Annotated in this window: 18 protein-coding genes; 8 read left to right on the top strand and 10 right to left on the bottom strand. The window is 51.2% G+C overall.

Annotation, left to right across the window (positions count from 1 at the left end; all coding sequences use genetic code 11):
• The first annotated feature begins 19 nt into the window (after positions 1 to 19).
• Positions 20 to 1,744, top strand: a complete 1,725-nt coding sequence (locus QWI17_RS18615; protein ID WP_302724030.1) for an autotransporter assembly complex protein TamA — start codon at positions 20 to 22, stop codon at positions 1,742 to 1,744.
• Positions 1,741 to 5,292 (top strand): translocation/assembly module TamB domain-containing protein, encoded by a 3,552-nt coding sequence (locus QWI17_RS18620; protein WP_302724031.1) that lies wholly within the window; start codon positions 1,741 to 1,743, stop codon positions 5,290 to 5,292. Before QWI17_RS18615 ends, QWI17_RS18620 begins: the two co-directional genes overlap by 4 nt.
• A 33-nt stretch (positions 5,293 to 5,325) precedes the next feature.
• Here the strand turns inward: QWI17_RS18620 and QWI17_RS18625 are convergent, their stop codons facing one another.
• From QWI17_RS18625 to QWI17_RS18635, 3 genes are read right to left on the bottom strand one after another with little or no spacing between them, the layout of a single operon-like run.
• Positions 5,326 to 5,730, bottom strand: coding sequence for a type 2 periplasmic-binding domain-containing protein (locus QWI17_RS18625; RefSeq protein ID WP_302724032.1), 405 nt, complete (start codon positions 5,728 to 5,730; stop codon positions 5,326 to 5,328).
• Positions 5,731 to 5,743: 13 nt separating this feature from the next.
• Positions 5,744 to 6,967: a hypothetical protein gene (locus QWI17_RS18630; RefSeq protein ID WP_302724033.1), complete on the bottom strand. Its 1,224-nt coding sequence runs from the start codon at positions 6,965 to 6,967 to the stop codon at positions 5,744 to 5,746.
• Positions 6,968 to 6,991: 24 nt separating this feature from the next.
• A complete protein-coding gene (locus QWI17_RS18635; protein WP_302724034.1) occupies positions 6,992 to 8,593 on the bottom strand; it encodes a methyl-accepting chemotaxis protein in 1,602 nt (533 codons plus the stop codon).
• A gap of 342 nt (positions 8,594 to 8,935) precedes the next feature.
• Here QWI17_RS18635 and QWI17_RS18640 point away from each other — a divergent pair, with 342 nt between their 5' ends.
• The gene (locus QWI17_RS18640) at positions 8,936 to 9,148 is read left to right on the top strand and encodes a DUF2061 domain-containing protein (protein WP_302724035.1); all 213 of its coding nucleotides are present in this window, start codon (positions 8,936 to 8,938) and stop codon (positions 9,146 to 9,148) included.
• Here QWI17_RS18640 and tatC read toward each other — a convergent pair.
• The 7 genes from tatC to QWI17_RS18675 are packed head-to-tail and all read right to left on the bottom strand — an operon-like array spanning position 9,145 to position 13,262.
• Complete coding sequence (tatC, locus tag QWI17_RS18645) at positions 9,145 to 9,891, bottom strand: twin-arginine translocase subunit TatC (RefSeq protein WP_302724036.1); 747 nt, start codon at positions 9,889 to 9,891, stop codon at positions 9,145 to 9,147. The genes QWI17_RS18640 and tatC overlap by 4 nt on opposite strands.
• Entirely contained in the window at positions 9,888 to 10,253 is a 366-nt protein-coding gene (gene tatB / locus QWI17_RS18650; RefSeq protein ID WP_302724037.1) for a Sec-independent protein translocase protein TatB, read from the bottom strand. The genes tatC and tatB overlap by 4 nt, the downstream gene beginning before the upstream one ends.
• A 23-nt stretch (positions 10,254 to 10,276) precedes the next feature.
• Entirely contained in the window at positions 10,277 to 10,510 is a 234-nt protein-coding gene (gene tatA / locus QWI17_RS18655; protein WP_368045371.1) for a twin-arginine translocase TatA/TatE family subunit, read from the bottom strand.
• A gap of 8 nt (positions 10,511 to 10,518) precedes the next feature.
• Positions 10,519 to 10,878: a phosphoribosyl-ATP diphosphatase gene (locus QWI17_RS18660; RefSeq protein ID WP_302724039.1), complete on the bottom strand. Its 360-nt coding sequence runs from the start codon at positions 10,876 to 10,878 to the stop codon at positions 10,519 to 10,521.
• Positions 10,875 to 11,273, bottom strand: a complete 399-nt coding sequence (gene hisI / locus QWI17_RS18665; protein WP_302724040.1) for a phosphoribosyl-AMP cyclohydrolase — start codon at positions 11,271 to 11,273, stop codon at positions 10,875 to 10,877. The genes QWI17_RS18660 and hisI overlap by 4 nt, the downstream gene beginning before the upstream one ends.
• A complete protein-coding gene (locus tag QWI17_RS18670) occupies positions 11,266 to 12,069 on the bottom strand; it encodes an aldo/keto reductase (protein ID WP_302724041.1) in 804 nt (267 codons plus the stop codon). The genes hisI and QWI17_RS18670 overlap by 8 nt, the downstream gene beginning before the upstream one ends.
• Positions 12,066 to 13,262 (bottom strand): NAD(P)/FAD-dependent oxidoreductase, encoded by a 1,197-nt coding sequence (locus QWI17_RS18675; protein ID WP_302724042.1) that lies wholly within the window; start codon positions 13,260 to 13,262, stop codon positions 12,066 to 12,068. The genes QWI17_RS18670 and QWI17_RS18675 overlap by 4 nt, the downstream gene beginning before the upstream one ends.
• A 158-nt stretch (positions 13,263 to 13,420) precedes the next feature.
• On the opposite strand from QWI17_RS18675, the gene QWI17_RS18680 reads away from it, so the two are divergent.
• From QWI17_RS18680 to waaA, 5 genes are all read left to right on the top strand, one after another.
• Positions 13,421 to 15,154, top strand: coding sequence for an NHL repeat-containing protein (locus QWI17_RS18680; RefSeq protein ID WP_302724043.1), 1,734 nt, complete (start codon positions 13,421 to 13,423; stop codon positions 15,152 to 15,154).
• A 550-nt stretch (positions 15,155 to 15,704) separates the two neighbouring features.
• Positions 15,705 to 16,787, top strand: a complete 1,083-nt coding sequence (locus QWI17_RS18685) for a GDSL-type esterase/lipase family protein (RefSeq protein ID WP_302724044.1) — start codon at positions 15,705 to 15,707, stop codon at positions 16,785 to 16,787.
• A 141-nt stretch (positions 16,788 to 16,928) separates the two neighbouring features.
• Positions 16,929 to 17,264 carry a hypothetical protein gene (locus QWI17_RS18690; protein WP_302724045.1) on the top strand — a complete coding sequence of 112 codons (336 nt, stop codon included), beginning with the start codon at positions 16,929 to 16,931 and terminating at the stop codon, positions 17,262 to 17,264.
• Between the two features lie 71 nt (positions 17,265 to 17,335).
• The gene (locus tag QWI17_RS18695) at positions 17,336 to 17,914 is read left to right on the top strand and encodes a CBS domain-containing protein (RefSeq protein ID WP_302724046.1); all 579 of its coding nucleotides are present in this window, start codon (positions 17,336 to 17,338) and stop codon (positions 17,912 to 17,914) included.
• A 75-nt stretch (positions 17,915 to 17,989) separates the two neighbouring features.
• Positions 17,990 to 19,264, top strand: a complete 1,275-nt coding sequence (gene waaA, locus QWI17_RS18700) for a lipid IV(A) 3-deoxy-D-manno-octulosonic acid transferase (RefSeq protein ID WP_302724047.1) — start codon at positions 17,990 to 17,992, stop codon at positions 19,262 to 19,264.
• Positions 19,265 to 19,282 lie beyond the last annotated feature (18 nt).

The following is a 19,282-nucleotide window of genomic DNA, read 5'->3' on the forward strand; positions in this document are numbered from 1 at the left end:
GGATTTTTATCGGGACTTTATGTCACATCTTCTTCTACGCTGCCTAGTGTTCGTGGCCCTGCTGCCGTTCACTGCGTTGGCTGCGTCTCCTAAGCTCGAAATCAGCGGCGGCAACGATTCTCTGCAAAACAACATTCGCGCGTACTTGGCGGTTCCTGAGCGTAACTGTGAACTTTCGCCCTGGCACAAAGGCAGTTTTTCCCAAGAAATCACTGAAAAGGTTACAGATGCGGGGCGTGCGCTGGGTTACTACCATTTGCAGTTTGAGTCTCATATCGTCGAGAAGGACGGTTGTTGGACGGTTACAGTTACGCTTCAGCCGGGTAACCCGGTTGTTTACGCGAGTGTAGTGGCTCACCTGGAAGGTGACGGTGCGGAAAACCCGGTGTTGCAGAAAACTATTGCCAGCAACCCAATGATTGTCGGCGCCACCTTTAATCACAGCGAGTATGAAAGCTATAAAAGTAGGCTTTTGCACACAGCTAGCTCACAAGGCTTTTTTGACGCGCGTTTTATACGATCCCAGGTGCTGGTGTCGAGAGAAGACAACAGTGCCAGAGTGACATTAATACTGAATACGGGCAGTCGATACCGGATTGGTAAAATCACCATAAATCACGATATTCTCAACCGCTCGCTTATTGATCGCTACGTTCAGTTGCAGTCGGGGCAGGCCTATCGATCAGAAGATTTGGTGAGCCTTAAAAGCGAATTTCAGTCCAGTGGCTACTTTGAATCTGTGACAGTGGAGCCGCGCTTAGGCGAGCTAAGTGGCGGCGAAGTACCGGTGTCAATTGATTTGCTTGCCGGGTCAAAACACCATTATGTGATTGGCGCTGGGTACTCTTCCGATACCGGCGCACGTATTCGTCTGGGTTACGAAAATCGCTACATCAATAGTGCCGGTCACAATCTGGATGCGACGGTCAATGCCTCCGAGGTAATAACGACTTATCAGCTGGGCTATTCCATACCAATGGCTAGGCCCGCGTATCAAGTTCTACGTCTGTATACCGGGTTCAGTCAGGAGGACATCAACGATAGCATCAGTAACCGTTTGGTGACGGGACTTAACTACTCTAGCTGGGAGTCAAGTCAATGGTTGAACAACTATGGTTTGAGCTATGAAGAGGAAGAGTTTTCATTTGGTGAAGACCCGTCAACCCATTCAGAATTTGTCATCCCTATGTTTAGTACATCGTACACAATGGCCGATGGAGTCAAGTACCCCCGGCGTGGTTGGAGTGCATTTGTTCGAGTTAAAGGTGCGAGCGACTCAGTTGTATCAAGCACCGATTTTGCGCAAGTTTTTGGCCGCTTAAAGTTGATTTTCCCTGCGGGCGAAGGGCGCATAATGGTGCGTTTTGAGGGGGGCATTACCGAAGTTGATGATTTTTCCAAGTTGCCAATTTCGCAACGGTTTTTTGCCGGCGGTGATGCCAGCGTACGCGGCTATGACTATAAAACGTTGGGTCCAGTAAACGATGATGATATTGTCGTTGGTGGTTCACGGTTGGTGACAAGTTCTATTGAATACGACCGTAAAGTCTACGGTGATTTTGTACTGGCAGCGTTTTATGACGAGGGTACCGCTTTTAATAAAGGCTACCTAGATCCTTACCGTGGTATCGGTGTCGGTCTGCGCTGGCTATCCCCGGTGGGACCGGTGCGTGCTGATGTTGCCAAGGCACTCGATGGTCATGAAGGGTGGCGCTTACATTTGAGTGTAGGGCCTGATTTATGATCAAGCGTGTATTGGTGCGCGCACTGTTAGTGTTTTCCCTAGTTGTCATGTCATTGTTGCTGCTGATCTCAGCGGTTGTGGCTACTGAGCCCGGGACACGCTGGCTATTAGAGCGAGTGAGTGCTGCAACCAATGTAGAGCTTCGTTATGTCGAAGGTGCATTGCTGCGGGGCGTCACTTTACGCGACGTTCGATACCAATCTGCTGCGGTGGAATTTGCAAGCGAAGAGTTGGAGCTAGCCTGGCGCCCGGCGACTTTTGTTTGGGGGGTGATTTACGTTGACCGCCTTGCGCTCGATAGTGTTTTGGTCAATGTAGCCCAAGCTGAGAGCTCTGCGGCAACGGCAGGCGAGTTTACCGGTTGGCCCGACCTCGATCTTCCGGTTCGGCTCACGTTAAAAGAATTAGTCATTGCAGAGCTGACAGTAAAACAAGGGGATGCTCCCGAACTTTTTATTGAGTCTGTAGAAGCGTCGGCTTCCTATGGCGTGGGTGAAGTAAGCATTGAGCGCATACTGATCGAGTCAGCGGGCGACCGGTTACAGTTAAGTGGTTCGGGAGCGCTGAGTTACCCCTATGACTTTAATGCAAAAGTAGCTGTGCGGTTGTTGTCTCGCCAAGACAATGTTGCCCCAAGCGTATTTTCGGCTTTCTTGCCGGCAGCCGTGCTTGCAGAGTCTTGGAGCACAGGGCTGAAAGCGAAAGGTAATCTGGAAAAAATTGAGTTTACTCTCAATAACTCGCAACCCTTGCCGGTGATTGTAAAGGGGGGGCTTGAAACGGGCTTCAATTCTACACAGGCAGTTCTGCAGCCAAACGTAAATGCAAGTGCCCGAATTGAGGAGCAGTCTTTGCCTCAAGTGCTGATGGGGATCGATGTGGGGCCAGTGCAGACATTGGGCGCTGAAGTCGACTTCAATGGTTGGTTGACTGGCTACGATATAAGCGTCCAGGCCAAGACAAAAATAGAGCCGTTGGATGATTTGACGCTTTCACTTACCGCCAGCGGTGATACGGAACGATTAACGTCGGCACAGCTAGGCCTGACGATGAACAAGGTCAGAGTCGGGTTAAATGGCAAGGTGTCCTGGCGGGATGGATTGCGCTGGTCGGCGAGTGTGACTGGGGAGGACGTAGATCCTTCAGTCCTTGCTAAAAACTGGCCCGGGCAAATTCAGTTTCAGTTAAACAGTGACGGGAGTTGGATTGACGAGCGCCTTGTCGCCTCCGCTGATGTGGCTAATCTGCAAGGACAACTGCGCGCGCTGATGATTCAGGGCCAAGGAGCGGTTCAGTACGATAATGGATCTTGGCAGCTAAAGCAGGTGAAAACCTCATTAGGGGCTAACCAAGTCGAGCTGAATGGTTCTTGGGGGGATTCAATCGATATGACAGGGGTGATAGCGGCGCCCTTGCTCGCGCAAATTGACCCTAAGATAGGTGGCGAGCTGAAGGCTTCGGGTAATCTGCGGGGAACTCGGCAAGAGCTGCGATTTAACGGTGATGTCGATGCCAATAACCTGCGTTGGCAAGATTATTCAGTTGAACGATTTGAGTTGCAATCAAGCATGGAACGTGTGGTGGGGCGTGAGCTTGCGATAAAGGCCATTGCATCAGGCATCGACCTTGCCGGTAAACATGTAGATAAGATGTCAGTTTCTGGTGGCGGCAAGTTAAATGATCACCGGTTTGCTTTTGACATAAAAGCGGAAGATACCAGCTTGCACGCGGACGTGACGGGAGCTCTAAGTGCAGAGATTTGGCAGGGCAGCATTCTGAAGTTTTCGGTGAGTTCTCCCTACACTCATCACATTGAGCTTGAAGCGCCGGCCTCAGCTTTCTTATCCCCAGCAAAGGCAGAGTTGCAGACGGTTTGTTTGCATATGCCAAATGATTCAGACGAAACCAATGACGTGGGTGTATTTGCCCGTGGCTGTGCCGATGTGCTCTGGTCTGTTGATGATGGACTGCGGTCGAAGTTTAATATTGATCGGGTAGATCTGGCATTGTTTGATCCGTGGTTGAAAAATGGCATGAAGTTGGGGGGGTACTTACAATCGGACGGTGAGCTGACCTGGGGGAAAAATGAACCCAAAAAGTTGTCTGCAAGTATGCATACTGTCAATGCAGAACTTGTGCATCAATTGAGCGAAACAGACTTTAATCACTACCCACTGGGCGAACTATCGGCAAATCTGGAAGGTGACGACAAGGCAGTAAGGGTAGATTCTAAAATTATGATTGGTGAGTTTGGTCGGGCAATGGCCAGTGCCAGTTACCAGATGGACAGTAAACAAGTCTCGGGGCAAGTGAATGCCAATATTGACAATCTAAAGCCACTGATGGCTTTGATTCCGGGAGTCAGTGACCTGAAGGGCGAGTTTATTCTGGACGCTGATGTTGGGGGAACTCTGGGAGCGCCAGAACTCGCTTTGAATTTGGAAGTTGTTGATGCCTCAATGGGAGTCCCGCCTTTAGGGATTGAGGTTACTTCGCTCAATGCCAAAGCCCGTGGCGATCACTCTGCCATGACAATGAAAGCACAGGCCAAACTTGAGCAAGGCAGTATGAATTTGCAGGTTTCAGCTGAAAATTTATTGAATGAAGACTGGGGCGTCAGTGCAGATTTAAGTGGGGAAAATGCGCAAATATTTAACCTTCCGCAGTTGTCGTTGTGGCTAAATCCTGATATTCATGTTGCCGCGAGTAAGAAAAAAATCGAAGTGAGAGGCTCGGCAAACTTGCCTAAGGGACGAGCGTTAATAAGCACGCTACCTGTCAGTGCAGTAAAGGTTTCCAATGATGTGGTGGTTATTGATGAGCAGCAAGACCAACCTGATAAAATACCTTTGCATATGGATTTGGCGTTAACCTTGGGTGATGATGTTGATGTAGAGGCTGCCGGTTTCAAATCCAGCCTCGGGGGTAAAATGTCACTGAATAAAACTCCGACGCGGGAGCTCTATGCCATTGGCGATATTGTTGTCGAGGACGGGAAGTACGAGGCGTATGGTCAAAAGCTCGAGGTGGAGCGAGGCGTAATATCCTTTCAGGGACCATTGGATAATCCTGGGTTAAATATTACGGCGACCCGCAGGGTGGAGGATGTTGTCGTTGGCCTTATCATAACCGGAACTTTACAGTACCCGGAAACCGAAATTTATTCTCGTCCGCCACAATCGGAAAGCAATGCAATGGCTATGCTGTTCACCGGCAAAAAACTTGAGTATGCATCATCCGGCGAAGCAACCATGTTGATAAACGCCGTCGCCAAACTTGGCGTAAAACGTGGCCAGTTTCTCGCAGACGATATAGCTAAGAAGTTCGGGTTGGATGAGTTGACGATTAAATCAGAAGATAATGTAGATGCGAGCCAGCTATGGTTGGGTAAGTATTTGACCAAAGACATCTACATTCACTACGCCGTGGGCCTGTTCGACAGTATATCCACTGTAGGTTTGACTTATTTTATCTCCGACAATTTGCGAATTGAGGCTGAGTCTGGGGTTGTGCAAAGTGCGGATATTATTTACAGCATGGAAAGGTGATGGCGAGCCACAGTCTCGCCATCGATCGCTATACTATGGCGTTAATACGACCTTAACACTGTCATCTACCTCAGAGGCGTCTATGTACCCAATTGCCCCAGGCGTGCTGGCTACAGCAGATTTTACTGATGCCGACGAGTCGAGTGTTCGTGGCGGTTGTCCTTTGCCGGTAAAAACCTGCTTTGACCAGAACGCATTGAGCTGCGCTTGCGATCGGCCTGTTACTTTATCGTGAAACTCTTCCCGCAATGGCTGCCCTTGATCGAGATCAATCGGATCCGCCGACTGGCCGTTGGGGAGCTGTTTGCTTCGACCTATAAATAAGTCTCGCACTTGATTGTTTTCCATGCTGTCAGGCCCCGAGGGGTGCGTGATAACAACAACGTCGGCGAAAGCAGATGAAGCACTAAAGAGTATTCCTAGCAATATATATTTCACGTTATACCCACCCTCAAAATGCTGCATCAAGTTTAATGGTGTATACATCCGCGTCATCATAGACAACGACGGGTGTAAAATTATTACCAGACAAGCCGCCTCCGGTATCGCCAAAGCCACTGGCTCGGGTAACGTCGAATTTTAGTGCGACGTTACTCATAACGTCCCAGCGTAGACCTAAGCTGTAAGCGCTGCGTTCCGTATTTTGCACATCCGATAGTGCAATGGCCTCGCTGTTGCCAAAGAAAGGGCTGGCTGGGTTGGTGATGGCAGCAAAAATAAATCCCCGGGAGTAAGGACGTTCGTCGTCGTCAGTAGACTCTCGTACCGAATATGTGGCGTAAGGCGTTACAGATCCAAAAGTATAGGCAGCCGTAAAATAAGCCGCATCCGCATCGGGAGTGGCGCCGTCGATTTCTAATCGGGTGAATTCCGAGAGTAGCTGCAGCCGACCATTGTTGTAGCCAAAGCCTAAGCCGTAGAACTCCGTTGGAATGTCGTCGCCTCCCCCGGTATTAATGTCGGTGACGGCAACATTACCGCGCAAAGTCCAGGTAAAGTCGGTCCACGTCGCGGACCCGCCTAGCAAGTCATTCACCTCTAATTCGACTACTTGGCCTAATTGCGTTATATCTTCTTTGGATTCTCCAACAAAAGCTTGCAATGTTAAGGTCGACATGTCGAAGTTAATATCGTAAAGGCCATCAATACCCGTGTAACTTGTAACGGGTATTGCGCCGTAAATTTCTTCTGGCGGCCGCAGCCAAGGTTGAGCATAGCCCACTTCCAGAGAGTCAGAATACATAAATAGCGGTAGGCGCATTTTTCCGGCTCGAGCTTTAAAGTCTGAAGAGAAGCTGTGACTAATGTAGGCCCACTCTAGCGAAGGCTCCCAATTTTCATTGCCTCGCCCCACCAATTGCATGGTGACCTCAGTTTGGTCGGTAATAGTAAATGCGCCTTGCAAGCCGAATAAACTTTCGTTTTCAAAGGTGCCTTCCTTCATATAACCAATGTAGCCAGCGTCATTGCTGGCAGCGCCGTAGGCAACACTAAAGAAGCCGTTAAAACGCACTCTGTTTTCAATAGGTTTGTTGACTTGCTGTTGCAATGACTGAACTTGCTGTTCCAGTTTGTCGATTCGGTCTTGGTCTTGCGCTAAGGCCGACCCACTCGCGAGAACGACTCCGGCGGCACAGGACAATAAAGTGTAATAAGTGACGCGATTAAAGCTCATGACTCTCTCCTTTGGAGAATTATTTTATACCTTAAACTGTGAGGCAACGTCTCCCAGTCGTTTTGAAATATTGTCAATGTCTTGGCAAATGCTGTTTGTGGTGCTTGTACTTTCGGTGACTTTCTCGGTATTACTGTGAATGTCGGTAACATGATTCATAACCTCCGAGAAAGTAGAACTTTGCTCATGGGTTGCGCTGGCGATCTGCTCATTGAATGCACTGATTTCCTGCACGCTGGTGAGGATGCTCGTCAGAGCAATTTCCGATTCGCGTGTCGCTTCAACGCCAGAGTTGACGCGCTCAACACTGTTTTCCATGGAGGCTACAGCACTTTGCGACACGCTTTGTAGCTCGCTAATGACGGCGTGAATCTCATCGGTGGCCTGCCGTGTTCTGACTGCAAGTTCGCGCACTTCATCGGCTACTACAGCAAATCCTCGGCCATGTTCACCGGCGCGGGCGGCCTCAATAGCGGCATTCAGTGCGAGTAGGTTAGTTTGCTCTGCTACATTTTGAATCGTGTTGAGCAGTTGGCCGACGTCGGTACTGAAGGTTTCAAATTTGTTAACGACCTCGGCGGAGCTCTTAATGTCATCCGCGAGCGCGGTAATCGTGTCGACATTGCGGTTAAGGGTTTGCTTACCCTGTTCAGCGGTGGTGTTTATTTCGGCGGCTTTCTGCGATCCGCTGCCGGCGAGCTCGGCCACCTGCTCTACACTTGCCATGAGTTCGGCGATAGCATTGCGCGTGGCGGAAATGGCGCGGGCCTGCGCATCAATTTCCGTAACGTTCTTTCCACTTGTGTCTGTTAGTCTTGATGACACCGAAGACAGTGAATTTACATCGTTCAGTATTTCTGCAAATGAAGCGTGTAGCTTTTCTACAAAGCGGTTGAAGTTTTCCGCCAAGGGCAAAATCTCGTCCTGACCGCGATAATCAATACGACAGGTTAGGTCGCCATCTCCAGATGCCATGTCATGTAATGATTGGGTAACCTGATGCAAATTACTGGTAATAGAGCGCCCAATAATTAAACTCATGACCACTAAAACTACGACAGCGACAATAGAGATGCCCAGTGAAATTCCTGAGGCACGCGAGGCGCCGGCCAGCGTTTCAGAAATGGAATTGGTGAAGTTTGCTTCGGTGTTGGACTTCATTAGCTCCAGCGATTGGGTCAGCGATTTTAATCTGTCGGCATTTCTCTTCGCGTCTTCGGCAACCCGGCTGAAGTCCACGGTGCCATCGATAAACCCCTCAGCTATTTGCGTAGCCGTACTGTACCACTCGTCTAAATCACTGAGCGCTTTGTCAATGCTGGGGGTGCCAAGCACTTGCAGCCGCTTTAGGTTTGACGCAATTAAGTCGTATTGACTGGATGCTTGCTCGAGAATATCGGGGTCGCCAGTCGTCACTGCCGAGCTGATATTCTGCTCCATAGACAGTAATGTGCCGAGGTTTATGGTTGTCAATTCCAGTGAGGGATACAGGTTTTTTTGCACATCGACTAAGCGTGCGGCGTTGCCGCGTTCTACATACAAGGTATAGCCCTGACTGATAACGAAAGCTATGAGTGCAATGCCGACAATCAGCAATAATTTGTGCGAAATTTTCAAAGCAAACACGCAGACATCCTTTTATTGAATAAGTATCGCCGAGCCATTTTGCCTTAACAGGGAGTCCAAATATGGAGATGGGTTATATCAGGTATAGCAGTAGGGACACGGCGCCGCAAATTTTGCCAGTGCGCTGGCCAATTCGTTATCGACTTTCTCACAATTGGAAATAAGAAGGGTGTCAGATTATCGCTAAAAGTTGTTGAAAGCCCGATTGTCTTGACGCCTTGGGCAATGATCGTAAATAAAATATAGCGTATAGCTATCAATTAGATTGGGAGCATTGCTTTGATTGTTTAAATGAGAATGGATATTATTACTAAAAGGTTGGCGATCAATGAGGAGGCCGTAATGACTAAGACAATTTCATTTGCAGTATTGCATTTCACTGTCGCTTTTACAGTGACCTACATATTGACTGGCGACCTACTCATAGGCAGTGCCGTTGCGTTAGTGGAGCCTGCCATCAATACTGTGGCCTTTTATTTCCACGAAATGGGTTGGAAGCGCTGGGCGGACGAAAAAGAGTCCATTATCGAGAGCTTTGCGCACCGCGCAGCTTAGGCTGCGCCGGGTTCTTCGCGGCGCTTTTGCAGAAGGCGGCCAAAGAAAATTCCAGTTTCAAACAAGAGCCACATGGGCAGTGCCAACAGGGTTTGTGAAATTATATCTGGCGGTGTTAGTAGCATTCCGACAATAAAGCAGCCAACGACGACATAGGGGCGTTTCTTTGCCATGCCATCGGCGCTAATGGCGCCCGCCAGAATCAGTAGAATTGTGGCGATGGGTATCTCAAAAGCGACGCCAAAAGCGAAAAAGATCTTCAAAACAAAGTCTAAATATCGGCTAATGTCGGTCATGATGGCGACATTTTCCGGCCCCACAGACGTGAAAAAGCCGAAAATGAGTGGGAACACCACAAAATAGGCAAATGCCATCCCCAAGTAAAACAGCGCTACCGATGACGCCAAAAGTGGCAGCGCCAGGCGCTTTTCATGGCGATAGAGCCCCGGCGCAATAAAAGCCCAAATTTGATAAAGCACGTAGGGAATACTGGCGACAAAGGCTGTAAACAAGGTTAGCTTAAATGGAGTTAGGAATGGTGATGCCACATCTGTGGCAATCATGCTGTTATTTTCCGGTAAATAGGCTTGCAGCGGCGCCGATACAAACTCATAGATTTCGCTGGCAAAGGGCAATAGACATGCGCAAACCGCCCCGACCACAAGCAGTGCTTTAAGCAAGCGGTTACGCAATTCAATCAGGTGTTGTACCAGTGGCAGTTCCTGGTCGGTAGATTCACTCATGACTTTTCGCTGCTAGAGGCCGATGCTTCGGTATTGTCCGGGGGAGTTTCACTGTGGGCGTGGTCCGGTGCTTCGGTGGGCGCGCCATAGTCTTTTTGCATACGCTCTGCGCGCTCGGGCTCCATTGCCTGTTCAATGTCGCGTTTGGTCGCTTCCAGGTTGCGCATAATCTCTTCGTTGTGCAGTTGGCGGCGAATGTCGTCTGCGCCAATCTGCTTTTCAATCTCGCTGCGCGTTTCGCGCAAGCTGCGTTTGAGCCTACCGACCCATAGGCTTACGGCGCGCACCGTTTCCGGTAAGCGTTCAGGGCCAATGACCACCAAAGATACAATGGCAATTAGCAAAAGCTCGAAAAACCCCATATCGAACACGAGTGGCCGTCTGCTCAGCGACTTTCGGTTTTATCTTCGCTTTTCGACGCACTGTCCGTGGGCTTTTCTTCGGCTTCCAGTGACTTGGTGTCTTCGGCTTTGTCGTCATCGCTGACGGATTTTTTGAAGCCTTTAATCGCCTCGCCTAGGTCCGAGCCCATGCCGCGCAGGCGCTTGGTGCCAAACAGCAGAAAAACAATGGCGAGAATAATGAGTAATTGCCAGAGGCTGATGCCAGCCATAGTGATACCCTCTATTAATGGTGTGTGGTTTTTGATTGCGAGCGGGAGGCTTTTTCGTCGTGCCCGGAAACCCCGAAGCGGCGAGCAAGCTCCTGCATGACGCTGTCTGCCGACTCATCAAGGTGAGATAGCATCACCAGCGAGTGAAACCACAAGTCGGCAGTTTCGGCAATCAGGTCTTTGGTGTCGCCAGTCGCTTCGGCGTCCTTGGCGGCGAGAATGGTTTCGGTGGCCTCTTCGCCCACCTTTTCCAAAATCTTATTCAAGCCTTTTTGGTGCAGGCTCGCCACATAGGATTTATCGCCGTCGCCGCCTTTTTTGCGCTCGGCCAATATTTTTGTTAAAGCCGCTAGAACGTCAGTGTTGTTTGTCATTGGTATATTTCACCCGGATCTTTGATGACAGCTTCGACGCTTTGCCAATGGTCGCCGTCGAGCTTGCGATAAAAACAGCTTTCCCGGCCCGTATGACAGGCGATACCGCCTATTTGCTCTACCGTAAGCAGTACCACGTCGGCGTCGCAGTCGAGTCGCATTTCGTGCAACTTTTGCACGTGGCCGGAGGATTCACCTTTGCGCCAGAGTTTGCCACGCGAGCGCGACCAGTAAATGGCCCGGCCCTCTTGTGCGGTGAGTGACAATGCCTCGCGGTTCATCCAGGCCATCATCAGAATGCGGCCGCTGGCCACATCTTGGGCGATGGCGGGCACTAAACCGTTGTCGTCCCATTTTACCTCATCCAGCCAGCTGGCCGGTGAATTTTCAGTCATGCTGCAGGCTCCGCTTTGCCTTGGCAATGTTATCAGATAGATGCTGCGGGTTTATGGTGCCCACAATGGCCGAGCTAACACTCGGGTGGGCAAACACATAATTCATGCTCGCCTGAATAGGGTCACTCTGCGTCGCTGTATGGCATATGTGACCACTGGCCAGGGCTTTTTTGAGCAAAACCCCTTTGTTAAGGCGCTGGCATTCATCCAGTACCGCCACTTCGCTGGCGTGGCCCAGATTATAGGTAACCATGACACAGTCAGATTCCCGCGCGGCGAGTATACCGCCTTCCACCGTTTTGGTGGACATTCCATACGCTTTTATTACCCCTGCCTGTTTGAGCTTGTCGAGTTCTGTAAAGGCATCGGTATTTTCAATAATGTCGACGTCTTCGCCATTGGAGTGCACTAATACCAAGTCTAGGGTGTCTCGCCCTAAGCGTTGCAGGCTGCGCTCGACACTAAAGCGTGTGTGCCTGGCACTAAAATCAAACCAGCTTTTGCCATTGTCGAACTCTTCCCCAGTTTTAGTGCCGACCACCCAGCGCGCGTGTTCTCCCTTAAGCAGCTGCCCTAAGCGTTCTTCACTAATGCCGTAAGCCGGGGCTGTATCGATAAAATTAATGCCCAGTTCCCATGCCAGGCTCAGTAGGGCTTTGGCCTGCTCATCACTGGGTAGTTCAAACTGGGTAGGGTACTTAACACCCTGGTTGCGGCCGAGTTTCACTGTACCGAGACCCAGTGCACTGATGTGCAGACCGCTACTGCCCAGCGGGCGGTGTTGAAAGCCGTTCATTGTCGCTCCCAGGGTAGTGAGGCTATTTGCGGCGCAGACAGTTTGGCACGTAATTTTTCTAACCCATCGCTCGAGGTCTGCGGTGGTGTCAGATGAGCCAAAACCTGCTGCGCCATATTGGGTACAAGCGTGAGTTTGGTCGGCCAGGCGACCAATGTATTGTCTATACCGGGGGCTGGTTCGGCATAGGCCTGGTCTGGCCGCACCAGACCAGGCTGGCGTGGCTCGGCCCGCTCGATAAATAGTGTGCTGAAGGTCGCCTCACTAAAATCCAGCCAGGGAAACAAATGCTCTAATTCCCGTCGCCCGCTAGCCACTAATTGTTCATCCGTCAGCTTCGCGCCGTCTTCGGCCAGGCTACCGCCTAGGTACCAAACCATTTCACCGTTTGAGTTCGGGTGGCTTGAGATAGTCAGACGCGGGGTTTTATCGGCGCCCAGGCAGTGGCCGTAAAAAGCGTGTGGGTGGCGATGACGCACAACCAGTTGGCGCAGCGGGCGCAGTTGTTGTTCGGGCTTGTCACAGCCGAGCGCATGCAAGCACTCGGCGTTGCCCTTGCCGGCAGTGAGCACAACCTGTCGGGCCTTGATTGCGGTGCCATCTTGCAGCCTTATCACCGCTTGATTGTTTTCGCGAGTCAGCTGGTCTTGCTCCGACAGGCTGAATAAATGACCACTATTATTTTGCGCAAGGTTACTTACCAAAGACGGTACATCGAGCACCATATCGACCAAACGGTATAGGCTGCCCTTGAACTGATCGGTTTGAAACAGTGAAGGCCGTGCGCTGGTCGTTACTTTGTCGACACGGCCCCGCAACGCCTTGCTGGCGAAAAAGCTGGTTAGGCGGCCCACGGTTGATGATGACCACATGTAAAAGTGATCACTCAATACCCGGGAGCGCTGTAAATCGACGTCCCCTTGTCCCTGCAAACACGCGCGCCAGTGTTCGGGCATATCGGCGATGGCTTCGGACGCACCGCTTAAGCTGCCGGCCAATGTGTACTTAACACCACCGTGAATCATGCCTTGCGAGGCAACGGTTTGACCGCTACCCAGCGGCGCGCGGCTGAACAGGGCGGCTTGATAGCCCGAGCGGCGCAAACGTTCGAGTAGCCAGAGCCCGGCTATGCCACCGCCGATAATGGCGACATCCAAGTTGACGTCAGTGTTGTTTTCAGGTGAAGCGGACATGAAAAGTGAGTAACCAGGTCGGTTGCGGTTGCCACAAAGCAACACTTAAAGTGAGTTGCGACCATTATATCGGTTACGGCTCACTTTTGCTGTATTTGCCCTGACACGCAAGTTCTGGTTGGTTAACATAGCGCCTGCTCAACAACGGAGGAATCACCTTGACAGGAAAATCACGCATAGCCGCCGCACTTATCATTGTTGCTTTTGTATTTATCGGCGGTCTCTATCTATGGGCTGGGGGTGAGCAAGCGCGACTTGTCGGTTACGGTTTTTTAAAGTTAGACCGCGGTCAAATGACGGTAAATTTTGATCGGCATTGGGTTTGGCTGGATGCCAATGGTCGCGAAGGCCGATCACTGGATTTGGCCGCGGTAGATCTGCATCCTGTGGCAGATTATGACTTTTTTGCCAACGGCGATCTGCTGGTTTTGCACCGGGCAGCGCAGCGCTCAGTATGGCAGAATTTGCGGGCATTTCTGCGCATCAGTGAAGGTCCGCAAAGCGCAGCCGGGACTGCGCAGGGGCGACAAGACGGCTTTTATCGTTGCCAATTGCTGCCACTTAATTGTGAGCGTCTGGCTAAGATCACGCAGCTGCCAGCGCGCAGCTCTCGGCTCGTTATAGACCGGCAAAGCGATACGGTTTACCTGGTGGATACAGCGGATCACAGTCTGTATAAATACAGTGCGTCGGGTCGGTTGTTGGCACAACAGAGCACGGGTTTTAAATTTCCCAATCAGCTGCTTTTGACTGAAGGTCAATTGTGGCTTGCTGATACCAACAATCACCGGGTCGTTCGCCTGGCTACGGCAGAGGATACTTTTGGCGAAGTACTGGAAACCCACAACATTAATCTCGGCGGAGAATACCGCTGGCCTCATCAACTGGCGGCGTCTGCGGCCGGGCTCTGGGTGTTGGTCGGTAACAATGCAATGGCCGATGGAAAATTGCGGTTAATAGAGCCAAGTGGCGACCTCGCAGCGCCCATTTCCAGCCAGGCATTAGCCAAAGTTGGCATCGGAGATCCATTGGCCCTACATTTTTGGCAAAAGCGTCTGTGGATCAATGACTTTGATGCGCCCAAGCTTATCTTGTTTGATCCGAACTCAGGCACTAGTACTCGCGCCCAGTCGCCGACATTAACGCAACTGGAGCAGGCGCATATTGAGCGCTGGGAGTACTATCAACTAATGCAGCGCATCGCCCTAATTCTCTTTGTGGTTTTATTGATCGGCGGCTTTGCGGCGGCGTGGCGTCTAGAACGGCAGCAAACGTTGGATAAGTTTAAGTCGGTTAAGAACGCTAACAGCCTATCGGTAGACGGCGAAATAACCCCCACTGGCCAAAGCGGCGTTATGTGGATTAGCTCGGGTTTAAAGCCCTGGCACCATTGGATGATCTACGTGTTATGGGCGTGTACGTTGATGTGTTCAGTGTTGCTGATTTACTTGTATGTGACCAACGATAAGCTAGGTTCGGGTTTCCTGGCAGTGATGGGCGCGATGATCGTTTTTTTGCTGCTGATCAGTTTGGTGGTCAGTAAAATATTTCGCAGTATTGTCAGCGCTAAATTAGGCGTGGTGGGCGAGTCGCTGGTGTTGGATGACGGCTTTGGCAATAGCACTATTGCCAAAGATGGTGCGCTGGCTTATACCGCGCATTTTATTTTTGCAGATGATGTGGCAATCGCGCTCGGCAATCAAAATGTTAAGTTCTTTGCCAGGAATGAGCTGGAAAAATGGGTGTACCCGAGGCTTAAACGGGCGCGCAAGCTGTCGGCCTGGGAGCAGACTGTGCACTTGTGGCGTTTGCGCCACCCGCAAATGATCTATATGGCTATTATTTTGGCTGCCATGCTCGCATTGCTGATATTTTTGGAGCTTTTTTCTTGATCGGTCGTTGTGCAGTTTGACTGCAATGTGTACTATTAACCCTTGCTTATTCGGTGGCCAAAATTTGTTGCTTAGTTCGGACAATTTGTCTGATTTATTTCGCAATAGTTGCCCGCCGAATCCCGATTAAACAGTGAGTCGACGATGATGACACGCATGCATACACAAAAACACATGAACCTGGCGGGTCAAACCTGTCGAGGTTATGTGCGCGTGCACATTTCGCAGCTCTCACTGAACGATTGAAAATAACAGGGGCCGCGAATCAATTGCGGCCTTTGTCAGAACTTTTTATTTCCCCTCTGTATTAGCCCGCATTGATTGAGCCCCCTACACATGGAGTGTTGGGGATGTTTGAGTTTATTAAAAAAATAATAAGGTTTAGACGCAGGAAAATCACAGGCGCTGACGGCTTATCATCGCGCCTGCAAAAAGATGCAGGGGTGCGGGTCACACGCATTCGTTTGCCTAGTGGTGCCGAGGTTGTAATAACCCATAGGGAAGACGGCTCCGAGTCGCTATAATGAGCCTCCAATATAAGGAGAATGCCATGAATTCTATGCCCATACGCGCTTTGTTGGCGGGATGGTTTGCACTTGCATGTGTGAACACTTTTGCCGAGCAAACCTTTGCGCCAGATGCCGACCACTTTAGCTATCGCGGACGTATTGATTTCTCTGCACCGCACAAGCCTGAATTGAGCTGGCCCAGCAGTCGTATCGACTTCCGTTTTCACGGCACCTCCGTGGCGGTAACGCTCGATGACGACACCGGCAATAATTTTTACGGTGCCTTTATTAACGGTAACTGGGAAGACCCTGTTGTGCTTGACCTAGACAGCGGCGCTAAGCGGTATGTCATTGCCGATGGCCTGGAACAGCGAGAGCACCGTGTAACGCTGGTTAAGCGCACCGAAGGTGAAGAGGGGGCTACCCGCTTTTTGGGTGTTGCACTCAACGATGGCGCTGAGCTATTACCGGCACCCCCGCTACCGTCGCGCCGGATTGAGATCTTTGGTGACTCGATTACCAGCGGTATGGGGAACATGGCCGAGCTTCGCGCCGGCGATGGTAATCTGGCAGAAAAGAATGCCTTTATGTCCTACGGGGCGATTGCGGCTCGTGAGCTGGATGCCGATTATCGAAGTATTTCACAAAGCGGAATCGGGATCATGATCAGCTGGTTCGGCTTTACCATGCCGGATTTTTACGACCAGTTGAATGCCGTGGGTGATAACGACAGTCGCTGGGATTTCTCCCGGTGGACGCCCGATGTAGTGGTGATCAACCTGTTGCAGAATGATAGCTGGCTGGTAGAGGACAGGCTCGACCCAGTGCCTACCGCCCAACAGAGGGTTCAGGCCTACTATGACTTCTTGGCGTCGGTGCATAAAGAATATCCCAAGGCTTTTATCATTGCGGCTTTGGGTAGTATGGATGCGACAAAGGAAGGGTCACCCTGGCCCGGCTATATTGCGGCAGCGGTCGCTCAGTACCAGAAGGCTCATTCTGAGGCGCGATTGGCAACGCTGGTCTTTCCCTTTACCGGCTACGGTCAACACCCACGGGTCGTTCACCATCGCGCCAATGCGATGCTGTTGACCGATTTAATCCGGCTGGAAATGGGCTGGTAACAATAATTCACTCACAGCAGTGGGTTTTTACCAAAAACGCCCAATCAGGTCTTGAAACTTTGTCGCTTAGCCCGCAGTCTTAGTGCAGGGATTGATACTTCCCTAGCCCCAAAAGGGCGCCTCTATTACTGCGGGCCAAACATGTTGAAAGCAGCACAACCAATGCGGGCGAAAGCTCAAAATATGACCGGGTACGTCACCGGCGTGGTTCTGTGTCTGTGGCTTGCGCTTAACTTTCTCTTCCCAGTCTCAATCAATAATTCCGGTTTCGATTTATCAGGCTCGATGGAATTAACCGAGCCGGTGCATATTCCAGTGGGGTTCGACACCTCCGAGGGCGCTGAAGATGACGCCACTCTAGGCCGCGTGGAGCACACGATCCCTGTAACGCTGACGGCGTTAGCGTTGTTGGCACTTCTGCTTATCGGCTGTGGGCAGAAATATTCCGGTTTCAGTGCCCGCGCACCTCCAGTCTGACGCACACCTAAGTTTGCAAAAATTGTGTGTCTTAACCGCCTCGTGGCGGCTTAAAACTGTGAGGCTCTACTATGAAACCTGTACCTCGTATACCTGTTTGCCGTTTAAACCATTCTCTGCAATTGAGTAATGTGCAAAAGCCCGAAATCAGCTTAACCAGCCCTGCCGAGTTGGTGTTTTGGGATTTTGAATACGCTCCCCCTATGATTGTCAGTCCGGCCGTTAGTGTCGATGATGCCGCTTACCTGATGCATGTTACCAACGCTAAGCTCAAGCTTGTGATCGACTCGCGCAAGCGTCTGTCGGGTATTATCAGCCTGCGTGATATTGAAAGTGTCAAAGTGCTTGCAACCGCATCTGCCATGGGCGTGGGGCGTCAAGACTTGACGGTGAAAGACATTATGACGCCGATTGTTCGTCTTAACGGTATTCATCGCAAGGATCTCAATGAAGCCCGCATCAAGGACCTGCTCGATATTCTCGAGTTTGAAGGGCAGCACTACCTACTTATTCTCGGTGATCAAAATGAAGTGTGTGGCCTGGTAAGCGCTGAGGAAATCTCACATCGGCTCGGACGGCAAATTAACATTGAGCCGGTCGTGCACAACTTTAGCGATGTATTTAATGCGCTAAACGTCAGTAACCACTAGCAAAGTTAGGCTGGCGGCCTTTCCCTAGGCCGCCACTGTCGCTATCCTGTCGCTTTTCCCTGCGGTAAGTGATGTATGCGGCTTTTATATACTGTTATCTACTACTTAGCGGTGCCTGTGGTAATGCTTCGCCAGATATGGCGAGCCCGCCGCGATCGCCGACATATCGAGCGCTTGCCAGAGCGCTTTGGTTTTATTGGCCCTATCACCGGCCAGCAGACCCGTATCTGGTTGCATACCGTGTCGGTGGGCGAGTTTCTGGGGGCCCTACCGCTAATTCATCAATTGTTGGCGCGGCCCAATACTGAGCTCATTGTTACCTGCATGACCTTAACCGGCTCCGAGCGTATCCGCGCATCGCTGGGCGATCGGGTGCATCATTTTTATATGCCCTATGACTTGCCCGGTGCTATTCGGCGCTTTATTAAAACGGCCGAGCCGGATTTGTTGGTTATTATGGAAACAGAGCTTTGGCCCAATACCCTTGCTGAGTGTCACGCTCGTGGTGTGGCAACTCTACTGATAAATGCCCGCCTGTCAGAACGCTCGGCAAAGGGGTATGCCAGATTGCCCAGGTTGACGACCGCTATGCTGTCGCGTCTTGGTGGCGCTGCTATTCAGCAACAGATGGACGCGGAGCGGTTTGTGCAATTGGGGCTCGACCGAGAGAAGGTTCAGGTAACCGGCAATATTAAATTTGATGTAGAGCTGACTCAATCCATGCGCGAGCAAGCGCTATCTCTGCAAGAGCAGTGGACTCTAGGAGGGCAGCGTAAGGTTTGGTTGGTGGCCAGCACTCACCCGGGCGAAGATGAGATTGTTCTCGATACCTTGGCTCGCCTGCGCAAAAGAGGTATTGCTTCGGGTCAGCTGTTATTGGTGCTCGTGCCACGCCACCCAGAGCGCTTCGATCAGGTAGCGCAGATGGCCCGGCGAGCGGGCTTTGAAATCGAACGTCGCACAAGTGGTACAGCACCAGGCATTGCCACGGATGTGTTGCTTGGCGACACCATGGGCGAGCTGCAGCTGATGTATGGTGCCAGTGACTTCGTGTTTATGGGGGGGTCATTGGCACCTGTCGGCGGGCATAATTTTATCGAGGCCGCGCTCTGGGCCAAACCTCTGTTAAGCGGGCCGCACCTATTTAATTTTTCCGGAGTGTCCGCCATGCTGCGCGAGGCCGAGGCTTTGCGCGTGGTGGAGGGCGCTGAAAGTTTAACGGCGGAGCTGGTCGGGTTAATCGGGGATGACACTCGCGCGCAATCGATGGGGGCCGCGGCTTTAAATGTGGCCGAGGCTAATCGCGGCGCATTGGACAAAACCCTGAAGATGATCGAATCGCTTGTTTAGAGGCAATCGCCGGAAACA

Source organism: Gilvimarinus gilvus, from assembly GCF_030518155.1.
GTDB lineage: Bacteria > Pseudomonadota > Gammaproteobacteria > Pseudomonadales > Cellvibrionaceae > Gilvimarinus > Gilvimarinus gilvus.

Excerpts from the sequence above, each read along its gene's own strand:
- QWI17_RS18615 (WP_302724030.1), top strand. The coding sequence starts at position 20 with ATGTCACATCTTCTTCTACGCTGCCTAGTGTTCGTGGCCCTGCTGCCG.
- QWI17_RS18620 (WP_302724031.1), top strand. The coding sequence starts at position 1,741 with ATGATCAAGCGTGTATTGGTGCGCGCACTGTTAGTGTTTTCCCTAGTT.
- QWI17_RS18630 (WP_302724033.1), bottom strand. The coding sequence starts at position 6,967 with ATGAGCTTTAATCGCGTCACTTATTACACTTTATTGTCCTGTGCCGCC.
- QWI17_RS18640 (WP_302724035.1), top strand. The coding sequence starts at position 8,936 with ATGACTAAGACAATTTCATTTGCAGTATTGCATTTCACTGTCGCTTTT.
- tatC (WP_302724036.1), bottom strand. The coding sequence starts at position 9,891 with ATGAGTGAATCTACCGACCAGGAACTGCCACTGGTACAACACCTGATT.
- tatB (WP_302724037.1), bottom strand. The coding sequence starts at position 10,253 with ATGGGGTTTTTCGAGCTTTTGCTAATTGCCATTGTATCTTTGGTGGTC.
- QWI17_RS18660 (WP_302724039.1), bottom strand. The coding sequence starts at position 10,878 with ATGACAAACAACACTGACGTTCTAGCGGCTTTAACAAAAATATTGGCC.
- hisI (WP_302724040.1), bottom strand. The coding sequence starts at position 11,273 with ATGACTGAAAATTCACCGGCCAGCTGGCTGGATGAGGTAAAATGGGAC.
- QWI17_RS18670 (WP_302724041.1), bottom strand. The coding sequence starts at position 12,069 with ATGAACGGCTTTCAACACCGCCCGCTGGGCAGTAGCGGTCTGCACATC.
- QWI17_RS18675 (WP_302724042.1), bottom strand. The coding sequence starts at position 13,262 with ATGTCCGCTTCACCTGAAAACAACACTGACGTCAACTTGGATGTCGCC.
- QWI17_RS18685 (WP_302724044.1), top strand. The coding sequence starts at position 15,705 with ATGAATTCTATGCCCATACGCGCTTTGTTGGCGGGATGGTTTGCACTT.
- QWI17_RS18690 (WP_302724045.1), top strand. The coding sequence starts at position 16,929 with ATGTTGAAAGCAGCACAACCAATGCGGGCGAAAGCTCAAAATATGACC.
- QWI17_RS18695 (WP_302724046.1), top strand. The coding sequence starts at position 17,336 with ATGAAACCTGTACCTCGTATACCTGTTTGCCGTTTAAACCATTCTCTG.
- waaA (WP_302724047.1), top strand. The coding sequence starts at position 17,990 with ATGCGGCTTTTATATACTGTTATCTACTACTTAGCGGTGCCTGTGGTA.